This window comes from Pseudomonas sp. LBUM1661, assembly GCF_059695925.1.
On record NZ_CP166794.1, the window covers coordinates 3,768,505 to 3,791,175 of the forward strand.

The following is a 22,671-nucleotide window of genomic DNA, read 5'->3' on the forward strand; positions in this document are numbered from 1 at the left end:
GGCTTGATAACGTGGCGTCGACAAAATTTCTACATTTGAGCCTTCATTATTTGCGTAGCTCATCCGTCTTATTGATTGAGAGCACCCATTTTTTCCTGTTCAGGCTCTGAAAAGGAGTTTTTGCATGTACAACTCGCAACTGCCAACGGACGGTAGCACTGCGCCAACGGGCACCTCCATGGGCTCCGGCGTCTTCAATAATCAACGCACCGAGCGTCACGGCAACGACCGGATCAGATTCCTGCTCAAGCGCTTTGGCCTGCGCACCAGTCTGATTCGCCTGAAAGTCATCGACGCCTTGCTCTCCGCCGCCGAGAGCGAGCGCAGCCTGGGGGTTCGCGGCGTCCACACGTACTTGCTGGACCTGGACATTCCCCTGTCTTTTCTGAGTGTGCGCGAAGTGTTGAAACGCTTGTGCATCGAAGGCGTGATTGTCCTCAATCCGGACAAAAGCTACAGCCTGCACCCACAGGCGCTCGCCGCTCTCCACGGCGAGTAACCCGCCCCCGACGCGTCGCTCAGGGCTTGACCTTGCGGCGCATCACGCCATTGACCACCACCACGATCACCGCCACACCAATGGCGATGTACTGGAACAGCTTTTCGCTGATAACGCCGGTGTTCTGCAAATAGGAAAGGCCAAACATGATCCCCAGCACCACCAGGGAGATCAGAATCGAGTATTTCAAACGTTGCGACTGGGTCATTGCCATTTCCTGACTGTGAGCTTGAACTAAAAAAATTGTATCCGGTTTGTATCCGAACGCATGCCAAGCCCCTACCGTTTTCCGGGGATGGAGCGCTGCAAACGGGGTCTCATGTTACAGCCGATGAAGAGTTTTGGCTTCATAGCGGCGATAACCATGAGGACTTTCAAATGTTGCGTCGAATCACGCTGCTGATTCCCCTGCTGGCCATACTTTCCTTGAGCGGCTGCATTATTTTCCCCCACGGCGGCGGGCACCACGACCGCTATTACGACCATGGCGGACCGGGTTACTACCAACATCGCTAGGTTCTGAGAAAGCCGTTTCCCGGTTGCGCGCAAAGCTCCACCATCCAGTCAACGAACACCCGCACCCGCCGTGACAACTGGCGGTGAGGAGGATAGAGCGCCGTCAGCGGCATGCCTGGCGGCGGCACCTCCCTCAAGACCTCGGTCAAACGTCCTTCCTTCAATTGCCGGGCCACGTGGTAATACGGGGTCTGGACCAGACCATACCCGGCCTCGCACGCCGCCAGATAACCATCGGCGCTGTTGACCGAGACCTGCTTGGGCAGGTTGATCGGCTGGACCTTGCCATCGACGACAAACTCCAGGCCGAAGCGCTTGCCGCTACTGGCCACGTATTCCACCATTTGATGTTCCGGCAGATCCGCCAGACACCGTGGCATCCCTTGGCGTTGCAGGTAGTCGGGACTGGCGCAGGTCACCTGATCGAGCATCACCAGCGGCCGCGCCACCAGTGAATCGTCCAGCGACGAACCGCCGCGCAGCACGCAATCGACACCTTCGCGAATCAGGTCGACAGGCCGGTCATTGAGGCCGATTTCCAGTTCGATCAACGGATAGCGAGCGGTGAATTGCGGCAACGCCGGGATCACAATCAAACGCCCTATCCCCGCCGGCATGTCGACTCGCAGCAAACCCTTGGGGTTATGGCGGGCAGCGGAAAACACCGCTTCGGTTTCCTCAAGGTCCGCCAGCAAACGCACGCAACGGGGGTAATACGCTGCGCCGTCGAGCGTCAGGCTGATCTGCCGCGTCGTGCGTTGCAGCAGTTGCACCCCGAGGTGCGCCTCCAGTTGCTTGATCAGAATGGTCACCGAGGCTCGGGGCAATTGCAGGCTGTCCGCAGCCTTGGCAAAGCCGCCCAGTTCGACAATTCGGGTGAACACGCGCATGGCGTTGAAACGGTCCATTGCTTGGCGTACCGGTTGATTATTTAGAAATGACGAACAGTGATAGCAGTTTTAGCCGGTTTATCTTGTTTCTGTCGAGATCAACAATGGGTTTCACAGTCACAGGGAGCTGATTTCATGAAAACACGTCAACTGGGCAAAAACGGTCCGCAGGTGAGCGCGATCGGTCTGGGCTGCATGGGCATGACCGATTTCTACACCACAGGCGTCGATACCAAAGAAGCCACGGCCACCCTGCATCGCGCACTGGAGTTGGGCATCAACCTGCTCGATACCGCTGACATGTACGGCCCGCACACCAACGAAGCACTCATTGGCAAAGCCATCGTCGGCAAGCGCGACCAGGTGTTTCTGGCCAGCAAGTTCGGCATCGTCCGCGACCCTGCCGATCCGGTTGCGCGCGGCGTCAACGGGCGACCGGAGTACATTCGCGCCGCCATCGACGGCACCCTCAAGCGCCTCGGTGTCGAGACCCTGGATTTGTACTACCAGCACCGGATCGACCCGCAGGTGGCGATCGAGGAAACCGTCGGCGCCATGGCTGAACTGGTCAAGGCAGGCAAGGTGCGTTACCTGGGGTTGAGCGAGGCCTCGGTGGCGACGCTGGAGCGAGCGCACAAGGTTCACCCGATCAGCGCGCTGCAAAGTGAATACTCGCTGTGGAGCCGCGATCAGGAGGAAAACGGTTGCCTGGCGGCGTGCCAGCGTCTGGGCATTGCGTTTGTGCCTTACAGCCCGCTGGGACGGGGGTTTCTGACCGGCGCGCTAAAAAGTCCGGAGGATTTCGCGGCAGACGACTACCGTCGCTTCAGCCCGCGATTCCAAGGGGAAAACTTCGCGAAAAACCTGATGCTGGTGCAGCAAGTGCAGGATCTGGCGGCAGAAAAAGGCGTGACCGCCGGCCAACTCGCGCTGGCGTGGGTGCTGGTCCAGGGTGATTATCTGATTCCGATTCCGGGGACCAAGCAGCGCAAATACCTGGAAGAGAACGTCGCGGCACTGGACGTGACGCTGAGTCGCGAAGAACTGCACGCGCTGGAAGCGATATTCCCGGCGCATGCCACTGCCGGTTTGCGTTATCCGGAAGAAGTCATGAAGTTGCTCGACCGGTAACCGTTTATTCAGCCATACGATACCCCTTGTGGGAGCGGGCTTGCCCGCGAAGGCGGCGTGCCAGGCAACAGTAATGTCGACTGACACGCCCTCATCGCGGGCAAGCCCGCTCCCACATTGGATCGCGCTTGCCCCATCACCGCATGCGGTATTAGTTCGAAACAATCTCGTACCTCCTCGCCAGAAAAACCGGTCAGAATGCCTTTTTTTGGCCGCAATCCGAAACGAGATTCCCCCCATGCGAACCCACCTGCGTCTGGTCGCCCTGAGCGCCCTGTTCATTTCTTCCCTGGCCCAGGCCGCCGACCTGATCCCGATCGAAGTGCACCGTGACGCCAATTGCGGCTGCTGCAAAAAATGGATCAGCCACCTGGAAGCCAACGGCTTCAAGGTCGACGATCACGTTGAAGCCAACATGAGCGAATTCAAGCAACAGCACGGCGTGCCACCGCGCCTGGCGTCCTGCCACACCGGTTTGATCAACGGCAAATTCGTTGAAGGCCACGTCCCGGCCGATCAGGTGCTGGCTTTGAGCAAACGCGATGACCTGCTGGGTGTTGCCGCCCCTGGCATGCCCATGGGTTCGCCTGGCATGGAAATGGACGGCATGAGCGATGCGTACCAAGTGATCGGCCTGAAGAAAGACGGCACTGACGTGGTGGTGGCGGACTACCCCGCCCATTGATGTCCGCGGCCTACATCGGGTTGTTCTTCGCCGCCTTCGGTGCGGCGACGCTGCTGCCCCTGCAATCCGAAGCGGTGCTGGTGGGCTTGTTGCTCAGCGACTCGTATTGGCTCTGGTCGCTGCTGGCGGTCGCGACGCTGGGCAATGTCCTCGGTTCGCTGCTGAACTGGTGGCTGGGGCTTGGTATCGAACGCTTTCGTGAGCGGCGCTGGTTTCCGGTCAGCCCCCGTCATCTGGACAAGGCCCGACGGCATTATCAGCGCTACGGCCATTGGTCGTTGCTGCTGAGTTGGGTGCCGGTTATCGGTGACCCACTGACGCTGGTGGCCGGGGTGATGCGCGAGCCGTTTTGGCGATTCCTGCTGATCGTCACCCTCGCCAAAGGCGCCCGTTATGGCGTACTGGCCCTGGCAACGCGGGGCTGGATGGGTTGAACCATCGCGCAGCGCGATTGCCTGTGCTTAATGTCGCCCTAATCGTACCGATCCAGCATCGACCGGTTTCCAATGGAGTTCCCCATGTCCCATGCCCTCTCCCGCTGGCTGCCCAGCCTGCTGCTTACCGCTGCACTGCCCGTCACTGCCCACGCCGAAGGCCCGGCATATGGCCCCGAGCTGCAGGGTTTCGAATACCCCTACACCGTCAAGCATTTCGCCTTTCAGTCCCAGGGCAAAGCCCTGCAAATGGGCTACATGGACGTTGCCGCCCACGGCAAGGCCAACGGGCGCAGCATCGTCTTGATGCATGGCAAGAATTTCTGCGGTGCGACCTGGGACGCTTCGATCAAGACCTTGAGCGAGGCCGGTTACCGCGTCATCGCCCCGGACCAGATAGGCTTCTGCACCTCCAGCAAACCCGACAACTATCAGTACAGTTTCCAGCAACTGGCGAGCAACACCCAGCAACTGCTCAAAGCCCTCGGCATCCAGAAGGCCAGCCTGCTCGGGCATTCCACCGGCGGCATGCTCGCCACCCGCTACGCGCTGCAATACCCCGATCAAGTCGAACAACTGGCGCTGGTCAATCCCATCGGCCTGGAAGACTGGAAAGCCCTCGGCGTGCCGTATCGCACGGTGGATCAATGGAATGAACGCGAACTGAAACTCACCGCCGACGGCATCCGCACCTACGAACGCAACACCTATTACGGTGGCCGCTGGAAGCCCGAGTTCGATCGCTGGGTGGACATGCTCGCCGGCCTGAACAAAGGCCCGGGGCACACGCAGGTGGCGTGGAATTCGGCGCTGATCTACGACATGATCTTCACCCAGCCGGTGTACTACGAGTTCAAGGACCTGAAGATGCCGACGCTGTTGCTGATCGGTACGTCCGACACCACCGCCATCGGCAGCGACATCGCGTCGCCCGAGGTCAAGGCGAAGCTCGGTCACTACGACGTACTCGGCAAGCAAGTGGCGAAACTGATTCCCCAATCAACGCTGGTTGAATTCCCCGGCATGGGCCACGCGCCGCAGATGGAAGAACCGGCAAAATTCCACCAGGCCCTGCTCGCCTGGCTGAACAAAACCAACCCCGTTCATTGATGAGGTGAGGCGAATGGCTGTGCAGATTGCGGTGATCGACGATTGGCAGGATGTGGCCCGGAACGTGGTGGACTGGTCAGCGCTGGGGAGCATCGGCCAGGTGAGTTTTCTCCATGATTACCCTGCCGACAACGAAACCCTGGCGGCACGTTTGGGCGAGTTTGAGGTGATCTGTGTGATGCGCGAGCGCACCCGGTTCGATGAGGACCTGCTGCGGCGCTTGCCGAAACTCAAACTGCTGGTCACCGGCGCCATGCGCAACGCCGCCCTCGACTTGAAGGCCGCCACCGCGCTGGGCATTCAGGTCAGCGGAACGGACAGCTACAAACACGCCGCCCCGGAACTGACCTGGGCGCTGATCATGGCCGCGACCCGCAACCTGCTGGTCGAGGCTAATGCGGTGCGCGCCGGCAAGTGGCAGCAAAGTCTCGGTGGCGACCTGCATGGCAAGACCCTGGGAATCCTCGGTCTGGGCAGCATCGGCCAACGTGTCGCCCAGTTCGGTCAGGTGTTCGGCATGCGCGTGATCGCCTGGAGCGAGAACCTGACGGCGGAACGCGCGGCCGAAACCGGTGTGACCTATGTCAGCAAGCAGGAACTGTTCGAACAGGCCGATGTGCTGTCGGTGCACCTGGTGCTCAGCGAGCGCAGCCGCGGATTGGTCGATGCTCAGGCTCTGGACTGGATGAAGCCCACGGCGCTGCTGGTGAACACCGCGCGCGGGCCGATTGTCGATGAAGCGGCGCTGATCAAGGCGCTGCAAAAACAGCGACTGGCGGGCGCGGCGCTGGATGTGTTCGACCAGGAACCGCTGCCCGCTCATCATCCGTTCCGGACATTGGAGAATGTGTTGGCGACCCCGCATGTCGGGTATGTCAGCCAGCAGAACTATCACCAGTTCTTTTCGCAGATGGTTGAGGACATTCAGGCGTGGGCGGCGGGAAAACCGATACGCCTGCTGAGCTGATACCGCGTTATCGTTCTTCGCGGGCAAGCCCGCTCCCACATTTGATCTGTGTCGTTCACAAAGCCAATGTGGGAGCGGGCTTGCTCTCGAATGGCCTCGCCACCGATCTAACCGCCCTTCACCGCCACAAACGCCACTGTCACATATGGCACCGTCACCACCTCTTTTCCCCGCAACTCAGGCTCCCGGGCAATCATTGCCCGAATCTGCTCATCCACCTTCGCCCGCTCCACCGCCGGCAACGCCGCGACAAAACTGGTCGAACGCACACGGTTGAAAATCACGTCCTCCGGCGCTCCCGTGTGGCTATGACTGAAGTGCTGTTCCTGCAGCGGCCCGAACGCCGCATGCGGAAACGCTCGACGCCAGGCGCCCGTGTAAAAGCGCGGGGTATCACCCTCCAGCGCATTGACGATCGCGTCCAGTTTCGGCACCCAACTCACCGTGGTATCACGCAGGTTCCACACCAGCCCCAGCTTGCCGCCGGGCTTGAGCACGCGGGCCATTTCGGTCAGTGCTTCGGCGCTGGCAAACCAGTGAAACGCCTGGGCGCAGATCACCACGTTCACGGATGCGTCGGGCAGTGGCAAGTCATTGGCGGTGCCGTTGACGGCCAGCACTTCAGGTAATGCTTCAGAGAGTTTTTCGAGCATCTGCGGCACCGGTTCCACGGCAATCACCTGCGCCCCGGTCGCGACCAGCCGAGCGGTGAACTTGCCGGTGCCGGCGCCCAGATCAATCACGGTTTTATCCGCGTTCAAGCCCAGCGTACCCGTTAGCCAATCGGCCACTTGCGGCGGATAATCCGGGCGACCGCGAACGTAACTGTCGGCGCCGGTTTTATAGCCCGCCGCGGCGGCGTGATGAACCTGATCTCGCATGGCAGTGCTCCAGATCGACAACCAATGCTGACGAGCATAGCCCCTCGATTTGCGCTTTCCTTGCAAAGATCGTCATAAAGAAATGAATAATTGTTCACCCCTGCGTGTTCATCCTGTATCGCCCCTGAGGATTATCCATGAGTCGCTTGAACCCTGTCGCACCGAGACGTTACGACCGCCTGACCATGAGCCTGCACTGGCTGACGGCCCTGCTGGTGATTGGCCTGTTCGCCAGTGCGCAGATTTGGGATCAACTGGAAAAGGGCACGCCGTTGCGCAAGGAATTGCAGGCGCTGCACATTTCCTGCGGCATTCTGCTGGCAGTGATTGTCGTCGGCCGGTTGCTCTGGCGCCTGACCCGAGGCCGTCGTTTGCCAGGCGCCAACCAAGGCGTGATGAACATCCTGGCGAAAACCGCGCATGTGACCCTTTATGCCTTGTTACTGAGTCAGATCGTGCTGGGCTTTGTGTTCCGCTGGGCGCAGGCTGAACCGTTCAGCTTTTTTGGCCTGTTCGATGTCCCAACGCTAATCACCTTCGATAAAAGCATGAAGTCGGTATTTGGCGGCCTGCACGAGCAAGTGGCGTGGGTTATCGTGATTCTGGCCGGATTGCATGCGGTCATGGCGCTGGTTCACCATTACGGCCTGCGGGATAACACCTTGCGCCGGATGTTGCCAGGGCGTGATGTAAGCTGAAACGACCCCACGTGTGGAGCCTTGACCATGAATATCCGTTTCACAGCTGTGACCGCCCCGTTGCTGCTCGCTGTCGCGTTGTCCAGTTCCCTTGCGTTGGCCAATGGCGATGACGAGGAGCCGGCCAAGCCCAACTGTCCCAAAGGCCAGGTCTGGGACAGCAAACAGCAGAGATGCCTCAAGCAGACCAGCAGCCTGGTACCGGACGCTGACCGTACCGATTACGCTTATCGCCTGGCCAAGGACGGTCGCTACGAAGAAGCCCTGGCCCTGCTCGACACCTTGAAAGAGCCCAACACCGCCAAGGCACTGAACTATCGCGGTTTCGCCACGCGTAAACTGGGGCGTACCGATGAAGGCATCGGTTACTACCTGCAATCGGTGAAGCTCGACCCGCAGTATGCGCAAGTGCGTGAATACCTCGGCGAAGCCTACGTGATCAAAGGTCGCCTGGACCTGGCGCAGGAACAGCTTCAGCAGATCCAATCGATCTGCGGCAACACGTGCGAGGAATACCAGGACCTGGCCGAAGCCATCAACGATTCATCGAAAACCTGACACACCGGACAGACGGAGGTCGCTATCGCCAGCGATCAGGCAATACGAGCAGAATTGGGCCAGCATCTGGCGCGCTTATGGCGCTACGGCCTGCTGCTGTCCAGGCAGAAGCATGTCGCCGAAGACCTGGTGCAGGCGACCTGTGTGCGGGCGCTCGAACGCGGCGGGCAGTTTGAGGCGGGCACGCGCATGGACCGCTGGCTGATGAGCATTCTGCATTCGATCTGGCTCAATGAAGTGCGCGCTCGCCGGGTGCGGCATGGCCAAGGACTGGTGGAGGCCGACAACGCGTTATCGTTCGACGGTGAACACGCCGCGCAGACCCACGTGCTGGCGGCGCAAGTGATCCGACGCGTTGACGCGCTGCCCGAAGCCCAGCGCGAAACGGTGTTTCTCGCCTACGTCGAGGGCTTGTCGTACCGCGAAGTCGCCGAGGTGTTGCAGGTGCCGATCGGTACGGTCATGAGCCGCCTGGCCACTGCCCGCCTGAAACTGGCCGAGTATCCACCGCTGCACACTGTGCCGAACCCTTCCACCGGAGAACATCGATGAACGCGATCCCCTCGGACGAGCAACTGGTGGCGTACCTCGATGACCAGCTCGACCATGAACAGCGCGCCCGCATCGACAGCGCCATCGCTGAGGACCCGACGCTCAACCTGCGCCTGCAATGGCTGGCGCGCAGCAATCTGCCGTTCAAGGCGGCTTACGACGAGTTGGGGCAACAGGCGCCGATGGATCGCTTGCAGTACATGCTCGACACCTTGCCCGCGCCTGCCCGCCCGGGCATGAACCGGCGCTGGTTCCTCGCGGCGGCGGCAGGCCTGGTGGTCAGCGGCGTGCTCGCGGACCGGTTGTTCCTTGGCTGGCAATTGAGCCAGCAAAAGAACAACTGGCGTGACCTGGTGGCCGACTACATGTCGCTCTACGTGCCACAGACCCTGGAACATTTGCCCAGCGATGAAGCCGCCCAACGGGTGCAACTGCGCACGGTCGACGCGCGCCTGGGCTTGAAGCTCGCACCCGCACAACTGGCGCTGCCGCGCTCCGAGTTCAAACGCGCGCAAATCCTCGAATACGACGGCGTGGCCATTGCCCAGATCACCTATCTGGACCCGACGCACGGCCCGATGGCCCTGTGCGTCACCCGCTCCAACAGCGGCAGCCGGCCGTTGGTCCATGAGCGTCGGCATGAGATGAACGTTGTCTATTGGGCCGAACGGGAACACGCCTGGATGCTGATCGGGCGCAACCCGGCGGCGGAGCTGGAAGACATGGCCAAGCTGCTGCAAAGCCGACTGAGCGCCTGACAAAAATCCCAATGGCGCCCCGATCTCCCCTGTAGCAGCTGCCGAGCCCGCGAGGTTGCGTTCGAGGACGCAGTCCTCGCCAATCCTGTGCACGCGGTTTATCTGCTGGACCGTGTTGCCTGGTTTTACGACTGCTGCGCAGCCGGACGCAGCCTTCGGCAGCTGCTACAAAAAAGCGTCAAACCGGGGTTGGCAGCCATAGGCGGAACCGCGCGCCGCCCAGTGGTGAGGGTTTGACTGTCAATGTGCCGCCCTGGGCTTCCAGCGCCCGCCGACTGATCGCCAGCCCCAGCCCGAATCCACCGGTCGCCCGGTCACGGCTGCGATCCAGCCGATAAAACGGCTCGAAAATCCGCTCACGCTCGTCATCCGGAATACCGATCCCGTCATCGTCCACCCAAATCTCACAGCCCTTCGGGCAGACCTGCACGCCAATCTGAATCCGCTTTTCGCAGTAGCGCATGGCGTTGCGCAGCAGGTTCTGCAGGGCGCGGGCGGTCAGGCGTGGGTCGAGGCTGAAGCGTTCGAGTTGGCCGTGAAGCAGCACGTCGATGACGATGTCCGGCGACTCCAGTTCTTCGTCGACGCTGCCGAGGATGCTGTCGATGAATTCATCCAGCGAGACTTCAACCTGCTCCAGCAAGCGCGCCGGATTTTGCAGGCGGCTGTAGGACAGCAGTTCCAGCACCAGCTCGTCGAGTTCGCGAATGTGCGCGACCAGACCTTGCAGGCGTTCGCGGCTGGCGGCGGGCAAGTCGTCGGAGAGTGCCAGGGCCAGGCCGAAATCCAGGCGTGTCAGCGGTGTCCGCAGTTCGTGGGAGACCGCGTTGAGCAGGTCCCGCTGCTGGTTCAGCAAGTTCTCGATGTCGCCGGCCATGGTGTCGAAGACATTCGCCAGGCTGCCAATGTTGGAGCTGGGGGAAATTTGCGTGCGCTCGCCCAACTGGCCTTTGCCGAAGCGTTCGGCGGTGCCTTTGAGGCGCTCCAGATCGCGCCAGTGCGGGCGCAACCACAACAGCAAACAGGCAAGCATGGTCGCGCCGATCAGCACGTTGATGCTCCAGTACAGCCAGCTGACGTCCGTCGGGTCCGGCGGCACGATCATTTCCACCACCGTTTGCTCGTTCAGCGGCGACACCGCCAGCGTGCGCCAGCCCCAGTCGCCAATGCGCACGACGTTCTCGCCACGCTGCAAACGTTCCCGCTCGTCAAGGGTGAAATCGGCATCGTCGTGACCGGTCAGCGCGATGTGCAGCGGCGCGAATTCGCGGTCCATCTCGGCGGCCAATGCCGGCCATTGTTCTTGGGGCACGGCGTGAAACTGTTTGACGATGAGGGTTTGCAGCCCTCGGGAATAATCGAGGTTGTAGGTGAGAAAACGCTCATGGAAAACCTTGATCACCAGGTCCGGCACCAGGTAAATCGCCGCGCTGAACGAGACGATGGTCACCAGGTACAGGCGAAAGAGGATTCTGAACATCGCCTCAGCATTCCCACTCGGAACGACTGAACAGGTAACCCTTGCCCCACACGGTCTTGATCTTGCGCGCCTCGCCGGCATGGTCATCGAACTTGCGCCGCAGCTTGGAGATCGCCACGTCCACCGAGCGGTCGGTGCCATTGAATTCGATGCCGCGCAGACGTTGCAGAATCTGGTCGCGGCTCAGCACTTCGCCGGCATGCCGGGCCAGCACCACCAACAGGTTGTACTCACCGCTGGACAGTTCGACCAATTGCTCGCGCCAGGTCACGGTGCGCTCCGACAGGTCAATGCACAGGTTGCCCATGAGAATGCGGTCGTTGGCGGTCTGCGGTTCGCTGAGGCTGCTGCGCCGCAGCAAGGTCCGCACCCTGGCCAGCAACACGCGCGGTTCGCAGGGTTTGGTGACGTAGTCATCGGCGCCCATTTCCAGGCCCAGCACCTGATCGTGGCTGTCGTCGCGGGCGGTGAGCATCAGGATCGGCAACGCCGCCGAATCGGCGCGCAGCAAGCGACAGACTTGCAGGCCGTCGAGCCCCGGCAGCATCAGGTCGAGGATCACCAGGTCCGGCGGATTGACCCGCGCACGCTCGCGCACCTGGTCACCGCGGCTGATCACGCTGACGGAGTAGCCGTTGCGTTCCAGGTAGCTGGCAATCAGTTCGGAAAGCGCGGTGTCGTCTTCGACCAGGAGAATGTTGGGCATGGGGTGTTTCCAGAAAGTGCTGTGGCGCCGGATAGATTGCCATCGCGAGCAGGCTCGCTCCCACAGGGGACCGCATTTCAACTGTGGGAGCGAGCCTGCTCGCGATGGCGGCCTGACTGGCGCAAAAATAATCAAGCAGCCAAGGATATACGCCCTCACACCCACCTGAGTAAAACCCTTACACAATTTCACACAGCGCCTACAAAGCTTCACCGCTACCCTCGTCCGCTCCCCGTAGGATGCGGGGGGTCATTATTGGGGTATGTACATGTCAAAAAATCTGCTTGCGTGGCTCAGCCTGATTGCACTCGCCTTGACGCTGAGCGCGTGTGACAAGTCCTCGATCGCCGATGAGCAGGCAACCCTGGCCACGGTTCGCATCGAGACGATTGAAGCCCGGCCGCTGTCGATCAGCAGCGAGCTGAGCGGTCGGATTGCAGCGCCGCGCATCGCCGAAGTCCGCGCCCGAGTGGCCGGTGTGGTGCTGCAACGCGCCTTCCGCGAAGGCAGCGACGTGAAAAAAGGCGAGGTCCTGTTTCGCATCGACCCGGCGCCGTTCAAGTCCGACCTCGACAGTGCCGAAGCCGCGCTGCGCAAGGCCGAGGCCAACGCGTTCCAGGCCAGACTGCAAGAGCAACGCTACGCCCAGTTGATCGAAGGCAACGCCATCAGCGGTCAGGACTACGACAACGCCCGGGCCAGCGTTCGGCAAACCGCGGCCGACGTCGCCGCCAACAAAGCCGCCGCCGAGCGGGCGAAACTCAACCTGGGTTACGCCACCGTCACCGCGCCGATTTCCGGGCGCATCGGGCGTGCACTGGTCACCGAAGGCGCCCTGGTCGGACAGAATGAAACCACGCCGCTGGCGTTGATTCAGCAACTGAACCCGATCCACGCCGACCTCACCCAATCGACCCGCGAACTCAACGACCTGCGTCGGGCGTTCCGTTCCGGGCAACTGAAAGAAGTGGGTCAGGGAGAGGCCAAAGCCACGCTGATTCAGGACGACGGCAGCCTTTATCCGTTGCCCGGCAAGGTGCTGTTCACCGACATCACCGTCGACCCGGGCACCGGTCAGATCATCCTGCGCAGCGAGTTCCCCAACCCCGACCTCGACTTGCTGCCGGGCAGTTTCGTTCGCGTGCGTGTGGAACAAGCGGTCAATCAAGAAGGCATCAGCGTGCCGCAACGGGCCATCCAGCGTGACAGCGCCGGCATCGCCCAAGTGTTGGTGCTCGACGCCGAGCAGCGGGTCGGCCAGCAACCGGTCGAACTGGGGCCGGTGCAGAACGATCGCTGGATCGTCACCAATGGCCTCAAGCCCGGTGACCGCATCGTTACCGAAGGCCTGCAACACGCCCGTCCCGGCGAAAAAGTGCAGATCGACGACACCCCTCTTCCACTTGCCCAGGTTTCTGGTCAGTAAGCAGGACGCTTGTTTATGCCGCAGTTCTTTATCGATCGCCCGGTGTTCGCCTGGGTGGTCGCGCTGTTCATCCTGTTGGCCGGCGCGCTGGCCATCCCGCAGTTGCCAGTGGCGCAGTACCCCAACGTCGCGCCGCCGAAAGTCGAAATCTATGCCGTGTACCCCGGCGCCTCGGCGCAGACCGTGGACGAAAGCGTGGTCAGCCTGATCGAGGAAGAACTCAACGGCGCTGACCACCTGCTGTATTTCGAATCCCAGAGCAGCCTCGGCAGCGCCACCATCACCGCGACGTTCCAGCCGGGCACCGACCCGGAAATGGCCCAGGTTGATGTGCAAAACCGCCTCAAAGCGGTGGAGTCGCGCTTGCCCCAGGCGGTCACGCAACAAGGCTTGCAGGTGGAAAAAGTCTCCGCCGGTTTCCTGCTGCTGATCACCCTGACCTCCAGCGACGGCAAGCTCGACGACGTGGCGCTCAGCGATTACCTGGCGCGCAACGTGATGAACGAGATCAAGCGTCTGGACGGTGTCGGCAAGGCCCAGCTGTACGGCGCCGAACGGGCGATGCGTATCTGGATTGACCCGCAGAAACTGATCGGTTTCAACCTGACGCCGGCCGACGTCAACGCCGCCATCGTCGCGCAGAACGCCCAGGTTTCCGCCGGCAGCATCGGCGACTTGCCGACCCGCACCACCCAGGAAATCACCGCGACCATTCTGGTCAAAGGCCAGTTGTCGACTCCGGAAGAGTTCGCCGACATTGTGCTCAAGGCCAATCCCGACGGCTCTACCGTGCGCATCGGTGATGTCGCGCGAGTCGAGATCGGCAGCCAGGAATATCAATTCTCCACTCGCCTCAACGGCAAACCGTCGACCGCCGTCAGCGTGCAACTGGCGCCCGGCGCCAATGCCCTGAGCACCGCAACGCTGGTGCGGGCGAAGATGGATGAACTGGCGCGCTACTTCCCGGCCGGCGTCGAATACAAGATCCCGTACGACACTTCGCCCTTCGTCAAAGTCTCGATCACCAAGGTGGTTTACACCCTTGGCGAGGCGATGTTGCTGGTGTTCGCGGTGATGTTCCTGTTCCTGCAAAACATCCGTTACACGCTGATCCCGACGCTGGTAGTGCCGGTGGCGCTGATGGGCACGTTTGCGACGATGTTGGCATTGGGCTTCTCGATCAACGTGCTGACCATGTTCGGCATGGTCCTGGCCATCGGCATCCTCGTGGACGATGCGATTGTGGTGGTGGAGAACGTCGAGCGGATCATGGCCAGCGAAGGCCTGTCGCCCAAAGAGGCGACGCGCAAGGCGATGAAGCAGATCACCGGCGCAATCATCGGCATCACGCTGGTGCTGGTGGCGGTGTTCATTCCGATGGCGTTCATGCAGGGTTCGGTCGGGGTGATTTACCGGCAGTTCTCGCTGTCCATGGCCACCTCGATCCTGTTCTCGGCGTTCCTCGCCCTGACCTTGACCCCGGCGCTGTGCGCGACGCTGTTGAAGCCGATTGCCAAGGGTGAGCATCATGAGAAACGGGGGTTCTTTGGCTGGTTCAACCGCCGCTTTGAACAGTTGACCGAGCGTTATCAGGGCTGGGTCGCCTATGCGCTGAAACGCAGCGGTCGCTACCTGTTGATTTACGGTGTGTTGCTGATCGGTTTGGGCGTGTGTTTCAGTCGCCTGCCCTCCTCGTTCCTGCCGGTTGAAGACCAGGGCTACACCATCACCGACATTCAACTGCCACCGGGCGCGAGCAAGAACCGAACGGTGCAGGTGGTCGAACAGATCGAAGCGCACAACGCCACCGAACCCGGTGTGGGCGACAGCACGGTGATTCTCGGTTTCAGCTTCTCCGGCAGCGGCCAGAACGCGGCGTTGGCGTTTACCACGTTGAAGGATTGGTCTGATCGCGGCAGCGACGATTCGGCGAGTTCGATTGCCGACCGCGCCAACATCGCCTTGAGCCAGATCAAGGACGCCGTGGCGTTTGCGGTGCTGCCACCGCCGGTGGATGGCCTCGGGACTTCCAGCGGATTCGAGTTCCGCTTGCAGGATCGCGGCGGCCTCGGCCACGCGACGTTGATGCAGGCGCGCAGCGAATTGCTGGCGGCGGCCGAGAAAAGCCCGATCCTGATGAACGTGCGCGAAAGCGCCCTGGCGGAAGCGCCGCAGGTACAACTGATCGTCGACCGTAAACAGGCGAATGCGCTGGGCGTGTCGTTTGCCGACATCGGCAGTGTGCTGTCCACCGCCGTCGGTTCTGCCTACATCAACGACTTCCCCAATCAGGGGCGGATGCAGCGGGTGGTGGTGCAGGCTGAGGGTGATCAGCGAAGTCAGGTGGCCGATTTGCTGAAGATTAACGTGCGCAACAACGCCGGGAAAATGGTGCCGCTGTCGGCGTTCGTCCAGGCCAAATGGACCCAAGGGCCGGCGCAGTTGACCCGTTACAACGGTTATCCGGCGATCAGTATTTCCGGCGAACCGACGCCGGGCCACAGCACCGGTGAAGCCATGGCGGAAATCGAGCGGCTCGTTGCTTTGGGGCCTGCCGGGTTGGGTCAGGAATGGACCGGACTGTCGCTGCAGGAACGCTTATCCGGCAGTCAGGCGCCGATTCTGCTCGGCTTGTCGTTGCTGATCGTGTTTCTGTGTCTGGCGGCGTTGTATGAGAGCTGGTCGATTCCGACCTCGGTGCTGCTGGTGGTGCCGCTCGGCGTGCTCGGCGCGGTACTCGCGGTGACGTTGCGCGGGATGCCCAACGATGTGTTTTTCAAGGTCGGGTTGATCACCATCATCGGTCTGTCGGCGAAGAACGCGATCCTGATCATCGAATTCGCCAAGAGCCTGTACGACGAAGGCCATGACCTGATCGACGCCACGCTACAGGCGGCGCGATTGCGATTGCGGCCGATCGTCATGACCTCGCTGGCATTCATCCTCGGCGTGGTGCCATTGGCCATCGCCACCGGTGCCAGCTCGGCGAGCCAGCAAGCGATCGGCACCGGGGTGATCGGCGGGATGATCACCGCGACCCTGGCCGTGGTGTTTGTGCCGGTGTTTTTTGTGGTGGTGATGAAGCTGGTGCGCAAACGCCACAAGAACATCTGACCCAACACATCCCCCTGTAGGAGCTGGCTTGCCAGCGAAGGCGGCCTGAAGATCAACGCAACATTCAAGGCCCTCTTCGCCGGCAAGCCGGCTCCTACACAGATTTGGTTCGCCTGATGATTGTGGTCACACCCGACCGCGCTGGGCTAAGGTGTTTGCAATGCCCTGACCCCATCGAGCCTCCATGCCTTTCCTCACCCACACCCACCCTCGCCTCTCCGCCGCCACCACGTTCGGCATCGCAGTGGGCATTCTGGCGCCGGTCGATTCGATCATCAGTAAAATCCTGATGGGCTGGAACGCCGGGGTCTGGACTTACCTGATCCTGATGTTCTGGCTCACCGCACGCGCCAAGGCGCCTGATGTGCAGCGCATCGCCGAGGTCGAGGATGAAAACGCCGGGCTGGTACTGTTCGTGGTGTGCATGGCGGCGATGGCCAGCCTGGCGACCATCACCTTCGAACTGGCCGGCAGCAAAGAGCTGGAAACCACCAGCAAACTGCTGCATTACGGTTTTACCGCGTTGACGGTCATCGGTTCCTGGTTGCTGATCGGGGTGATTTTCAGCCTGCATTACGCGCGGCTGTTTTACACCTGGGACGGCAAGGAGCCGGCGCTGCGTTTTGCCGAAGGCCTGACGACACCCAACTATTGGGACTTTCTGTATTTCTCATTCACCGTTGGGGTGGCGGTACAGACAGCGGATGTCGGCGTCGCCACACGGGAAATGCGCAAGATTGTGCTGGCGCAGTCGCTGATCGGTTTTGTGTTCAACACGGCGATTCTTGGGTTCTCGATCAATATTGCGGCGGGGTTGTTTGGGTGATGCGAGCGCTACCGACCTGACAGAAATGACCGGTGTCTCGAAGAAAAGCGACAAACGGAACATCTCCTCCCTTCGCGCGTTCTGCGCCGACCAAACGCCTGTATTCGCTGAAAATTACAGACTGCCGACGCAATCCGCAGCACCGCATTTTCCTGCCAAACCTGATAGTTCTTACAGGTTTCAAGACGTCGTAACCACGCTATAAACGGGACTCACGCTTCACGCTGGACGCAGGGACCACGCCCGCCTCAGGAAGGATCCGCCGCGCCCACCTCATTGAATGAAATGGGAGTGCCCGTCATGTACCACCAGACCCCGATCACCCATAGCACTCGCCCGGTCCAGGTTGCCCTCTCGGTAACACCTTGCGCGAAACAGCCACGCATCACCCTGACCCGCCGAGAAAAAGAAGCTTTGCAATGGAGCGCCAAAGGCAAGTCGTCGTGGGAAATCAGTCGGATTTTCGATTGCACCGAGGCTGGCGTGAATTATCACTTCAGTAATATACGACGCAAGTTTGGTGTGAGTTCGCGCTGGGTGGCGGCGAGGATGGCGTTGGAGTTGGGGTTGATTCAGTTGGGGTGATGCAGATTTTGCATGACGCGAGGTGCGCTATCCTTTAGACACGTGCGTGGTAACACCAGTCCATGCTCGATAAAGTTATCTTGAGCATGGACTGTTTCACATTGTTAACTGAAATTCTTCGTTACAGACTCCATTGCTTCGTCTCGTTGACTGACATTACCACGTAAAGTCTTAGCCATACTCTGGAACATCGACTCAGGTTGTTTCGACTTGGCCTTCATTTGGTCCCATCCGCTGGGAGGGTCGCTCAGTCCGTCATCAAATTTTGGGCCTGTTGCATTTTTTAGCGGTGGCGAAGGCTTGTATGGTGCCGGGCGATAGATGCCCTCTTCCTGTTCTTGAGCCTTCAAATAGTCCCAAAGGCTGTTTTCTTTGGCCCGTCCGTTCGAAATGGCGCCCGGCCTTTTGAAGGCTCCGTCTGCACTTTTTCCTGCGCTTTTTCCACCTGAAGAGGTCGTCCTGGCTGTTGTGCCTGCTGACTTGGAACCAGCGCTTGCGGTAGTCCTGGTGGATGTATCAGAGGCTGCTTTGGCTGGTTTGGCTGCTTTCCCCGCAGCGCTTGCTGTCTTTGTTCCAGAACTCGCCGTTGTTTCGAAAAGCCTGCCTAGCCATTTACTTAAAAAGGCTGGAATTATGCGCCAGCGGCCCGTCGGATCCACATAACCAACCGGATCCCCCCCCACATACGCATAAGCATTCATCCCACCTGCTCCAAACGGGCTCCAACTATCCGGGCTATAAAACCGCATCAACACCGGACTAAACACCCGATACCCCAGCCCCAACATGTACCATCCAGTCAGCCTTTCCCGCCGTTCACCATTGAAGCCTAAATGGCTACTCATCGAAGCGTCCTGCGCACGATGGCCGTAAGGCGTATAGGCAATACCCTTGCGCCCAGCCTTACTAACCTCACCCAACACACTGTTCTTGTCATCCCCGGCCATCAATACCGACTTTGGGTCAGCACCAGCCTGGTGCTCGGCGAGCACTGCATCACCGCCACGCATGAAGGTGCTGCTGTTGGCGCCCTTGATCTGGCTCGCCAACTTATCGCCTTGGTAAAAGCGTTTTTCCGAGCCGCCCTGGCCATTCAAACCGGACACCTTGTCCAGCGGGTCATAGCTGTAACTACACGGCGTCTCACCCGGCAAGCCGCTGAGACTGATCAAGCGTCCCAGTGAGTCATATTCCAGCGTACGTTTTTCCTCGTCACGGATCAGATGGCCGTCCTCGTTGTAGGTGAGTTCAATCAACGGCGGGTAATCTTTATGAGTATTCTCGACCTTGTACAATTGTGCAGGGTCGACCGGACCGTAGTGGTAGAACGCTATATTTGAGTCACCGTCAAACTCAGTCGTCACCATCAGGAGATTATCGATCTCGTCGAACAGGAACGACTGGCTGGTGATTTTTTTATTGCAGGGATCAACCGGCGGCTGAGTGCCGCTGCACTCGTAAAGAACCAACCGGCCGCGAAGGTCGTAGTAATACGTTTCATCGCGCAGCGTTACAGTGCCTTCTTTCAACGTGCGCCGGGACAGGTTATCGACATCGTTATAAACCTGGCAGAGCGTCTGTTTAACGCCGTTGAGGTCGAAGCTGCGCAGGGTTTCCCGATCGAACTCATCGTACTCCAGGGCGATGCCGACGGTCTGTGCACCGGCTTTGTCATGCGTCACGATGGTGGCGGTACGGCCCAGGGAGTCGTAGGTAAACGTCGAGGCGGTGTCGCCCAGCTCAGTGTGCTCAAGGCGTCCCACAGCGTCGTAGCGATAGGTCTGTTCCTGGCGCAGGACGTCGGTGTAGCTCAGCAGACGACCGAGCCGGCTGTAGCGGTAGTCCATGGTGTACGAGACACCGTCGACGGTTCGCGTCTCGCTTTTTGGCTCGCCGGTGCTGAAATAGTCCCGCGTCAGTTGAACGCCCTGTTCCTGACACGAAACCAGGCGCGCGTTTTTCAAATCGTAGTCGTAGGTGGCTTCGGAAAATTCGCCGATGGCGTCCATCGGTGGCAGGCGTCTGAGGATCGGCTCCGTGCCCAGTTGAGGCTGGTAGCCGTACTCGATGACTTTGCCGCTGGGTGTGGTGACTGATTTGGGTTGGGTCTGTCCGGGCTCATAGGCGAACAGCTGCACACGCTCGCCAGTGTTCGAGCTGATCATGCGGCCCAGGCCGTCGTGAGTCTGAGTGCCGAGGGTTTTGCCTTTGACGCGGATCAACGTCGGCAGGTCCTCGCGACTATGGGGAGCGAAGGTGCGGACCACTGCGTTTCCATCCGGCAGCGTGTTTAACGTCAATCGGTCGAAGTTGTCGTATTCATAGAGTGTCGTGCGCTGCACAGTGCCGAACCCGACCACTTCTTTTCGGGTTCGCCCCAGTCCGTCATAAAAATATCTATGAAGGCTCACTTGGTCGTTGCTGAGATTCAGCCGTTTAGTCTGGGCTGGTTTCTCGAACAGGTTGAGCCATGTCTCGGTGACACCGGTTTTCTTCGGATTGGGCGCTGGCCCTTCACGCCAACTGCGCTGGATCGGCCCCCTCCAATCAGTTGTGCCGGTCGGGTCGGTTTCCTCGAAGGCCTTGATACCGTCAGGTGAGATGACACAGTATTGCGCGCCCCAATCGTCGAATTCGAACCGAGTGAGCTGGGCAACGTTTTGATCATCGCGCCAGTCGTATTCGGTTTCTTCGATCATCTGGCCGTAGGCATCGTATTTCGCGGCATAGGTCTGGCGCAGTGTATTACCGGGATTGGGGTTGTCGGCATCGGCGCGCTTTTCAGAAATGGCGCGGTTGAGGCCGTCGAACTCCGTGCAGGTCTCCACGCCCTTGACGTCGAACAGATGCTGTTCAGCCTTTTCGCCGGCGTTGGCGCATAGAAAATACGTATAGCGACGTGTCGCGGCGAAGTCGGTGTCTGGAGCGACGGTTTCACTGATGACGCGACGTAGCGCGTCATAGATGTAGCTGATTATTACGTTGTTATCGTCATGCTGCCGCAGAATCTCGCCGTTGAGAATTGAATGCTGCCGGGTGACTTCTTTTTTTACGTTTCGTCCGTCAACCCCGTGGTCAAAACCGGTCAGGGTTTCCACTGTTTGCAGCACGGCATCCTTGAGTTCCGTGCCGTCGAGCTTGCTGTAGCCGTAATCGGTCATTGTGCTGTAGTCGGTAATCGTGCCCTCCACGTCGTGCTTCATCGTCACCGTCTGACGTTTGACGCGGCCATGCAGGAATGCGTCCTTCGGCGTTTCGTTATAGACGAACACCGTACGTTCGAGCTCAACTTCTTTACCGCCGTCCACTTGCACAAGCGTTTCGCTCTCTACTGTCAGCCAATTCTTCAACAGGCTGCCTTCGATGGGCGGCAACGCCTTGTAGCGATAATGTGTTCGCAGCGTAGGCGCCTCGCCGTCCGACGATGAAGCCGGGGTGACGGTCAGGTCCTTCAAGTGCCGCACAAATTTCTCGGGGTCCATGTCGATCGGGTGCCAGGTGCTGGTCTCGACAACGCCAGTGGCGTAGGTCTGGGTCAGCAGGTTGCCGTAGCTGTCATAGGTGCTGCTGGCGGTTTCGCTACGATGCTGGTCAGTCCCGGTAATCGACCAACTGGTTGTGACGTCCTTGGGCAACTGGAAGTACTTGGGCTGCGCGACGAAAGATTTTTGCGGGTCCAGGAAATAGGTGGTTTCGACTTTCTGAACGTTATTTTTGCGCGTAGTCGTTTCGCTGGTCAGCAGGTGGAACTGATTGAATTTACGCTCGATGGTCTGCACCGCTTGACCGCCAACATGAAGTGTCTCGATGGAGCCATATTCATAGGGGCCAATGTATTGGTAGAGGTTGTCCTCCCCGTCGTCATTCCACGAGATACCTTTGAGGGTAAAGCCCAGAAAATTTTTGCCTTCCGGGTAGGTGTAGGCGTTTTCGATATCAGGTTGACCGGCGCCTGGTTTTACGAGATGCCGGGTTACACGTGGCAATGGAGTGCGCAGGCTGCCTTCCGGGAATCTATGGCCACCGTCGTCATGCGTCATCTCTTCACGACCGCCGACGGGTGTTTCCGCCCAGACCATGCACAGATGACCCTTTACGGTTTCGTAGCCAAAGCGCCAGGAGGCGAGGTTTTCAGTTGGCAGGCTGATCGTGTCGACGTGATTGTTGGTGCCGCCCAGGGTCATGACAAAACTGGCCACTGGCGTTTCGTCCGGGCCGGCGTCAGGCAGGAGCAGCACTTCAACCGACGAATTGTTGCGAGCGACCGTCAACAACAACTGGTCGGAATCATCCTTGATCCAGCTCAGCAACGGGTAAGTGTTGTTGAAAGTGACATAGTCGAGTGTGACCTTGTGACCTTCGGGGGAATGAACCTCGACCGGTACCGCTACTCGATTGTCTGTACCGCCACGCACTTCGAGAATCTCGACGAGGCCGGACTTGTGCATAACCCGGAAACGGGATGGGTTTTCCGGATCCTGATAGAAGTGGAAGCTGTCGAGTTTCTTTTCCTTCATCACCAATTGGTCACCTTCGCTGCCGGTGACCTTGAAGGATTCACCGGTGTGCAGTGACAGGACCTGATTGCGCAGGTTGTACTGCGTCTGCTTCAAGTCCCAACCATGGCCGAACCCGCTGTCGACCGTATTGAGCGGGTTGAAGATCAGCGCCAACGGGACCTCCGGGCCTCGCAGGTCATTGGTTTTGAGCTCGGGTAAATTGATCGATACCGTATATTGACCGGTCCGTGGGTCGACCCCGCTTTGCAGGAAACTCATAAAATTGAAAGCGTTGGAATGAACGGAAGTTGAAGCAGCCATTTTCTGATCCTCAGCATCGTGCGGCCACCGTCAAG

General features: G+C 59.8%; 21 protein-coding genes. 15 read left to right on the forward strand and 6 right to left on the reverse strand.

The window, feature by feature from the left end:
* Positions 1 to 124 precede the first annotated feature (124 nt).
* Complete coding sequence (locus ACA057_RS17180; protein ID WP_497340704.1) at positions 125 to 499, forward strand: fe2+ zn2+ uptake regulation protein; 375 nt, start codon at positions 125 to 127, stop codon at positions 497 to 499.
* Positions 500 to 518: 19 nt separating this feature from the next.
* Here ACA057_RS17180 and ACA057_RS17185 read toward each other — a convergent pair whose 3' ends face one another.
* On the reverse strand, positions 519 to 707 hold the full coding sequence (locus ACA057_RS17185; RefSeq protein WP_059405111.1) for a hypothetical protein: 189 nt from the start codon (positions 705 to 707) through the stop codon (positions 519 to 521).
* A gap of 170 nt (positions 708 to 877) precedes the next feature.
* Between ACA057_RS17185 and ACA057_RS17190 the strand changes: the two genes are divergently transcribed.
* On the forward strand, positions 878 to 1,015 hold the full coding sequence (locus ACA057_RS17190) for a hypothetical protein (RefSeq protein ID WP_497340706.1): 138 nt from the start codon (positions 878 to 880) through the stop codon (positions 1,013 to 1,015).
* Here ACA057_RS17190 and ACA057_RS17195 read toward each other — a convergent pair.
* Complete coding sequence (locus ACA057_RS17195) at positions 1,012 to 1,923, reverse strand: LysR family transcriptional regulator (protein WP_497340708.1); 912 nt, start codon at positions 1,921 to 1,923, stop codon at positions 1,012 to 1,014. The genes ACA057_RS17190 and ACA057_RS17195 overlap by 4 nt on opposite strands.
* A 117-nt stretch (positions 1,924 to 2,040) precedes the next feature.
* Here ACA057_RS17195 and ACA057_RS17200 point away from each other — a divergent pair, with 117 nt between their 5' ends.
* The 5 genes from ACA057_RS17200 (at position 2,041) to ACA057_RS17220 (ending at position 6,232) form a co-directional block, all read left to right on the forward strand.
* Positions 2,041 to 3,036: an aldo/keto reductase gene (locus ACA057_RS17200; protein ID WP_497340710.1), complete on the forward strand. Its 996-nt coding sequence runs from the start codon at positions 2,041 to 2,043 to the stop codon at positions 3,034 to 3,036.
* Positions 3,037 to 3,274: 238 nt separating this feature from the next.
* Positions 3,275 to 3,721 (forward strand): DUF411 domain-containing protein, encoded by a 447-nt coding sequence (locus ACA057_RS17205; RefSeq protein ID WP_008155198.1) that lies wholly within the window; start codon positions 3,275 to 3,277, stop codon positions 3,719 to 3,721.
* A complete protein-coding gene (locus tag ACA057_RS17210) occupies positions 3,721 to 4,155 on the forward strand; it encodes a YqaA family protein (RefSeq protein ID WP_497340712.1) in 435 nt (144 codons plus the stop codon). The genes ACA057_RS17205 and ACA057_RS17210 overlap by 1 nt, the downstream gene beginning before the upstream one ends.
* 84 nt (positions 4,156 to 4,239) lie before the next feature.
* Positions 4,240 to 5,265 carry an alpha/beta fold hydrolase gene (locus tag ACA057_RS17215; RefSeq protein WP_497340714.1) on the forward strand — a complete coding sequence of 342 codons (1,026 nt, stop codon included), beginning with the start codon at positions 4,240 to 4,242 and terminating at the stop codon, positions 5,263 to 5,265.
* Positions 5,266 to 5,278: 13 nt separating this feature from the next.
* A complete protein-coding gene (locus ACA057_RS17220) occupies positions 5,279 to 6,232 on the forward strand; it encodes a D-2-hydroxyacid dehydrogenase family protein (protein ID WP_497340716.1) in 954 nt (317 codons plus the stop codon).
* A gap of 107 nt (positions 6,233 to 6,339) precedes the next feature.
* On the opposite strand, the gene ACA057_RS17225 is transcribed toward ACA057_RS17220, so the two are convergent.
* On the reverse strand, positions 6,340 to 7,113 hold the full coding sequence (locus tag ACA057_RS17225; RefSeq protein ID WP_497340718.1) for a class I SAM-dependent methyltransferase: 774 nt from the start codon (positions 7,111 to 7,113) through the stop codon (positions 6,340 to 6,342).
* A 137-nt stretch (positions 7,114 to 7,250) separates the two neighbouring features.
* Here ACA057_RS17225 and ACA057_RS17230 point away from each other — a divergent pair, with 137 nt between their 5' ends.
* The 4 genes from ACA057_RS17230 to ACA057_RS17245 are packed head-to-tail and all read left to right on the forward strand — an operon-like array spanning position 7,251 to position 9,679.
* On the forward strand, positions 7,251 to 7,811 hold the full coding sequence (locus ACA057_RS17230; protein WP_497340720.1) for a cytochrome b: 561 nt from the start codon (positions 7,251 to 7,253) through the stop codon (positions 7,809 to 7,811).
* 27 nt (positions 7,812 to 7,838) lie between these two features.
* Entirely contained in the window at positions 7,839 to 8,369 is a 531-nt protein-coding gene (locus ACA057_RS17235; protein WP_497340722.1) for a tetratricopeptide repeat protein, read from the forward strand.
* A 54-nt stretch (positions 8,370 to 8,423) separates the two neighbouring features.
* Positions 8,424 to 8,921 (forward strand): RNA polymerase sigma factor, encoded by a 498-nt coding sequence (locus tag ACA057_RS17240; RefSeq protein WP_497340724.1) that lies wholly within the window; start codon positions 8,424 to 8,426, stop codon positions 8,919 to 8,921.
* Entirely contained in the window at positions 8,918 to 9,679 is a 762-nt protein-coding gene (locus ACA057_RS17245; protein WP_497340726.1) for an anti-sigma factor family protein, read from the forward strand. The genes ACA057_RS17240 and ACA057_RS17245 overlap by 4 nt, the downstream gene beginning before the upstream one ends.
* A gap of 178 nt (positions 9,680 to 9,857) precedes the next feature.
* On the opposite strand, the gene ACA057_RS17250 is transcribed toward ACA057_RS17245, so the two are convergent.
* Positions 9,858 to 11,159 (reverse strand): ATP-binding protein, encoded by a 1,302-nt coding sequence (locus ACA057_RS17250; protein WP_497340728.1) that lies wholly within the window; start codon positions 11,157 to 11,159, stop codon positions 9,858 to 9,860.
* Between the two features lie 4 nt (positions 11,160 to 11,163).
* On the reverse strand, positions 11,164 to 11,865 hold the full coding sequence (locus ACA057_RS17255) for a response regulator (protein ID WP_059405437.1): 702 nt from the start codon (positions 11,863 to 11,865) through the stop codon (positions 11,164 to 11,166).
* A gap of 268 nt (positions 11,866 to 12,133) precedes the next feature.
* Between ACA057_RS17255 and ACA057_RS17260 the strand changes: the two genes are divergently transcribed.
* The 4 genes from ACA057_RS17260 to ACA057_RS17275 all read left to right on the forward strand — a co-directional run bounded on the left by ACA057_RS17260 (position 12,134) and on the right by ACA057_RS17275 (position 17,816).
* Entirely contained in the window at positions 12,134 to 13,291 is a 1,158-nt protein-coding gene (locus ACA057_RS17260) for an efflux RND transporter periplasmic adaptor subunit (RefSeq protein ID WP_497340731.1), read from the forward strand.
* A gap of 15 nt (positions 13,292 to 13,306) precedes the next feature.
* Positions 13,307 to 16,405 (forward strand): multidrug efflux RND transporter permease subunit, encoded by a 3,099-nt coding sequence (locus ACA057_RS17265; protein ID WP_497340733.1) that lies wholly within the window; start codon positions 13,307 to 13,309, stop codon positions 16,403 to 16,405.
* Between the two features lie 184 nt (positions 16,406 to 16,589).
* The gene (locus ACA057_RS17270) at positions 16,590 to 17,231 is read left to right on the forward strand and encodes a DUF1345 domain-containing protein (protein WP_497340735.1); all 642 of its coding nucleotides are present in this window, start codon (positions 16,590 to 16,592) and stop codon (positions 17,229 to 17,231) included.
* 300 nt (positions 17,232 to 17,531) lie between these two features.
* Positions 17,532 to 17,816, forward strand: coding sequence for a LuxR family transcriptional regulator (locus tag ACA057_RS17275; RefSeq protein ID WP_497340737.1), 285 nt, complete (start codon positions 17,532 to 17,534; stop codon positions 17,814 to 17,816).
* Between the two features lie 104 nt (positions 17,817 to 17,920).
* Here ACA057_RS17275 and ACA057_RS17280 read toward each other — a convergent pair whose 3' ends face one another.
* Positions 17,921 to 22,636 carry an RHS repeat-associated core domain-containing protein gene (locus ACA057_RS17280; RefSeq protein ID WP_497340739.1) on the reverse strand — a complete coding sequence of 1,572 codons (4,716 nt, stop codon included), beginning with the start codon at positions 22,634 to 22,636 and terminating at the stop codon, positions 17,921 to 17,923.
* Positions 22,637 to 22,671 lie beyond the last annotated feature (35 nt).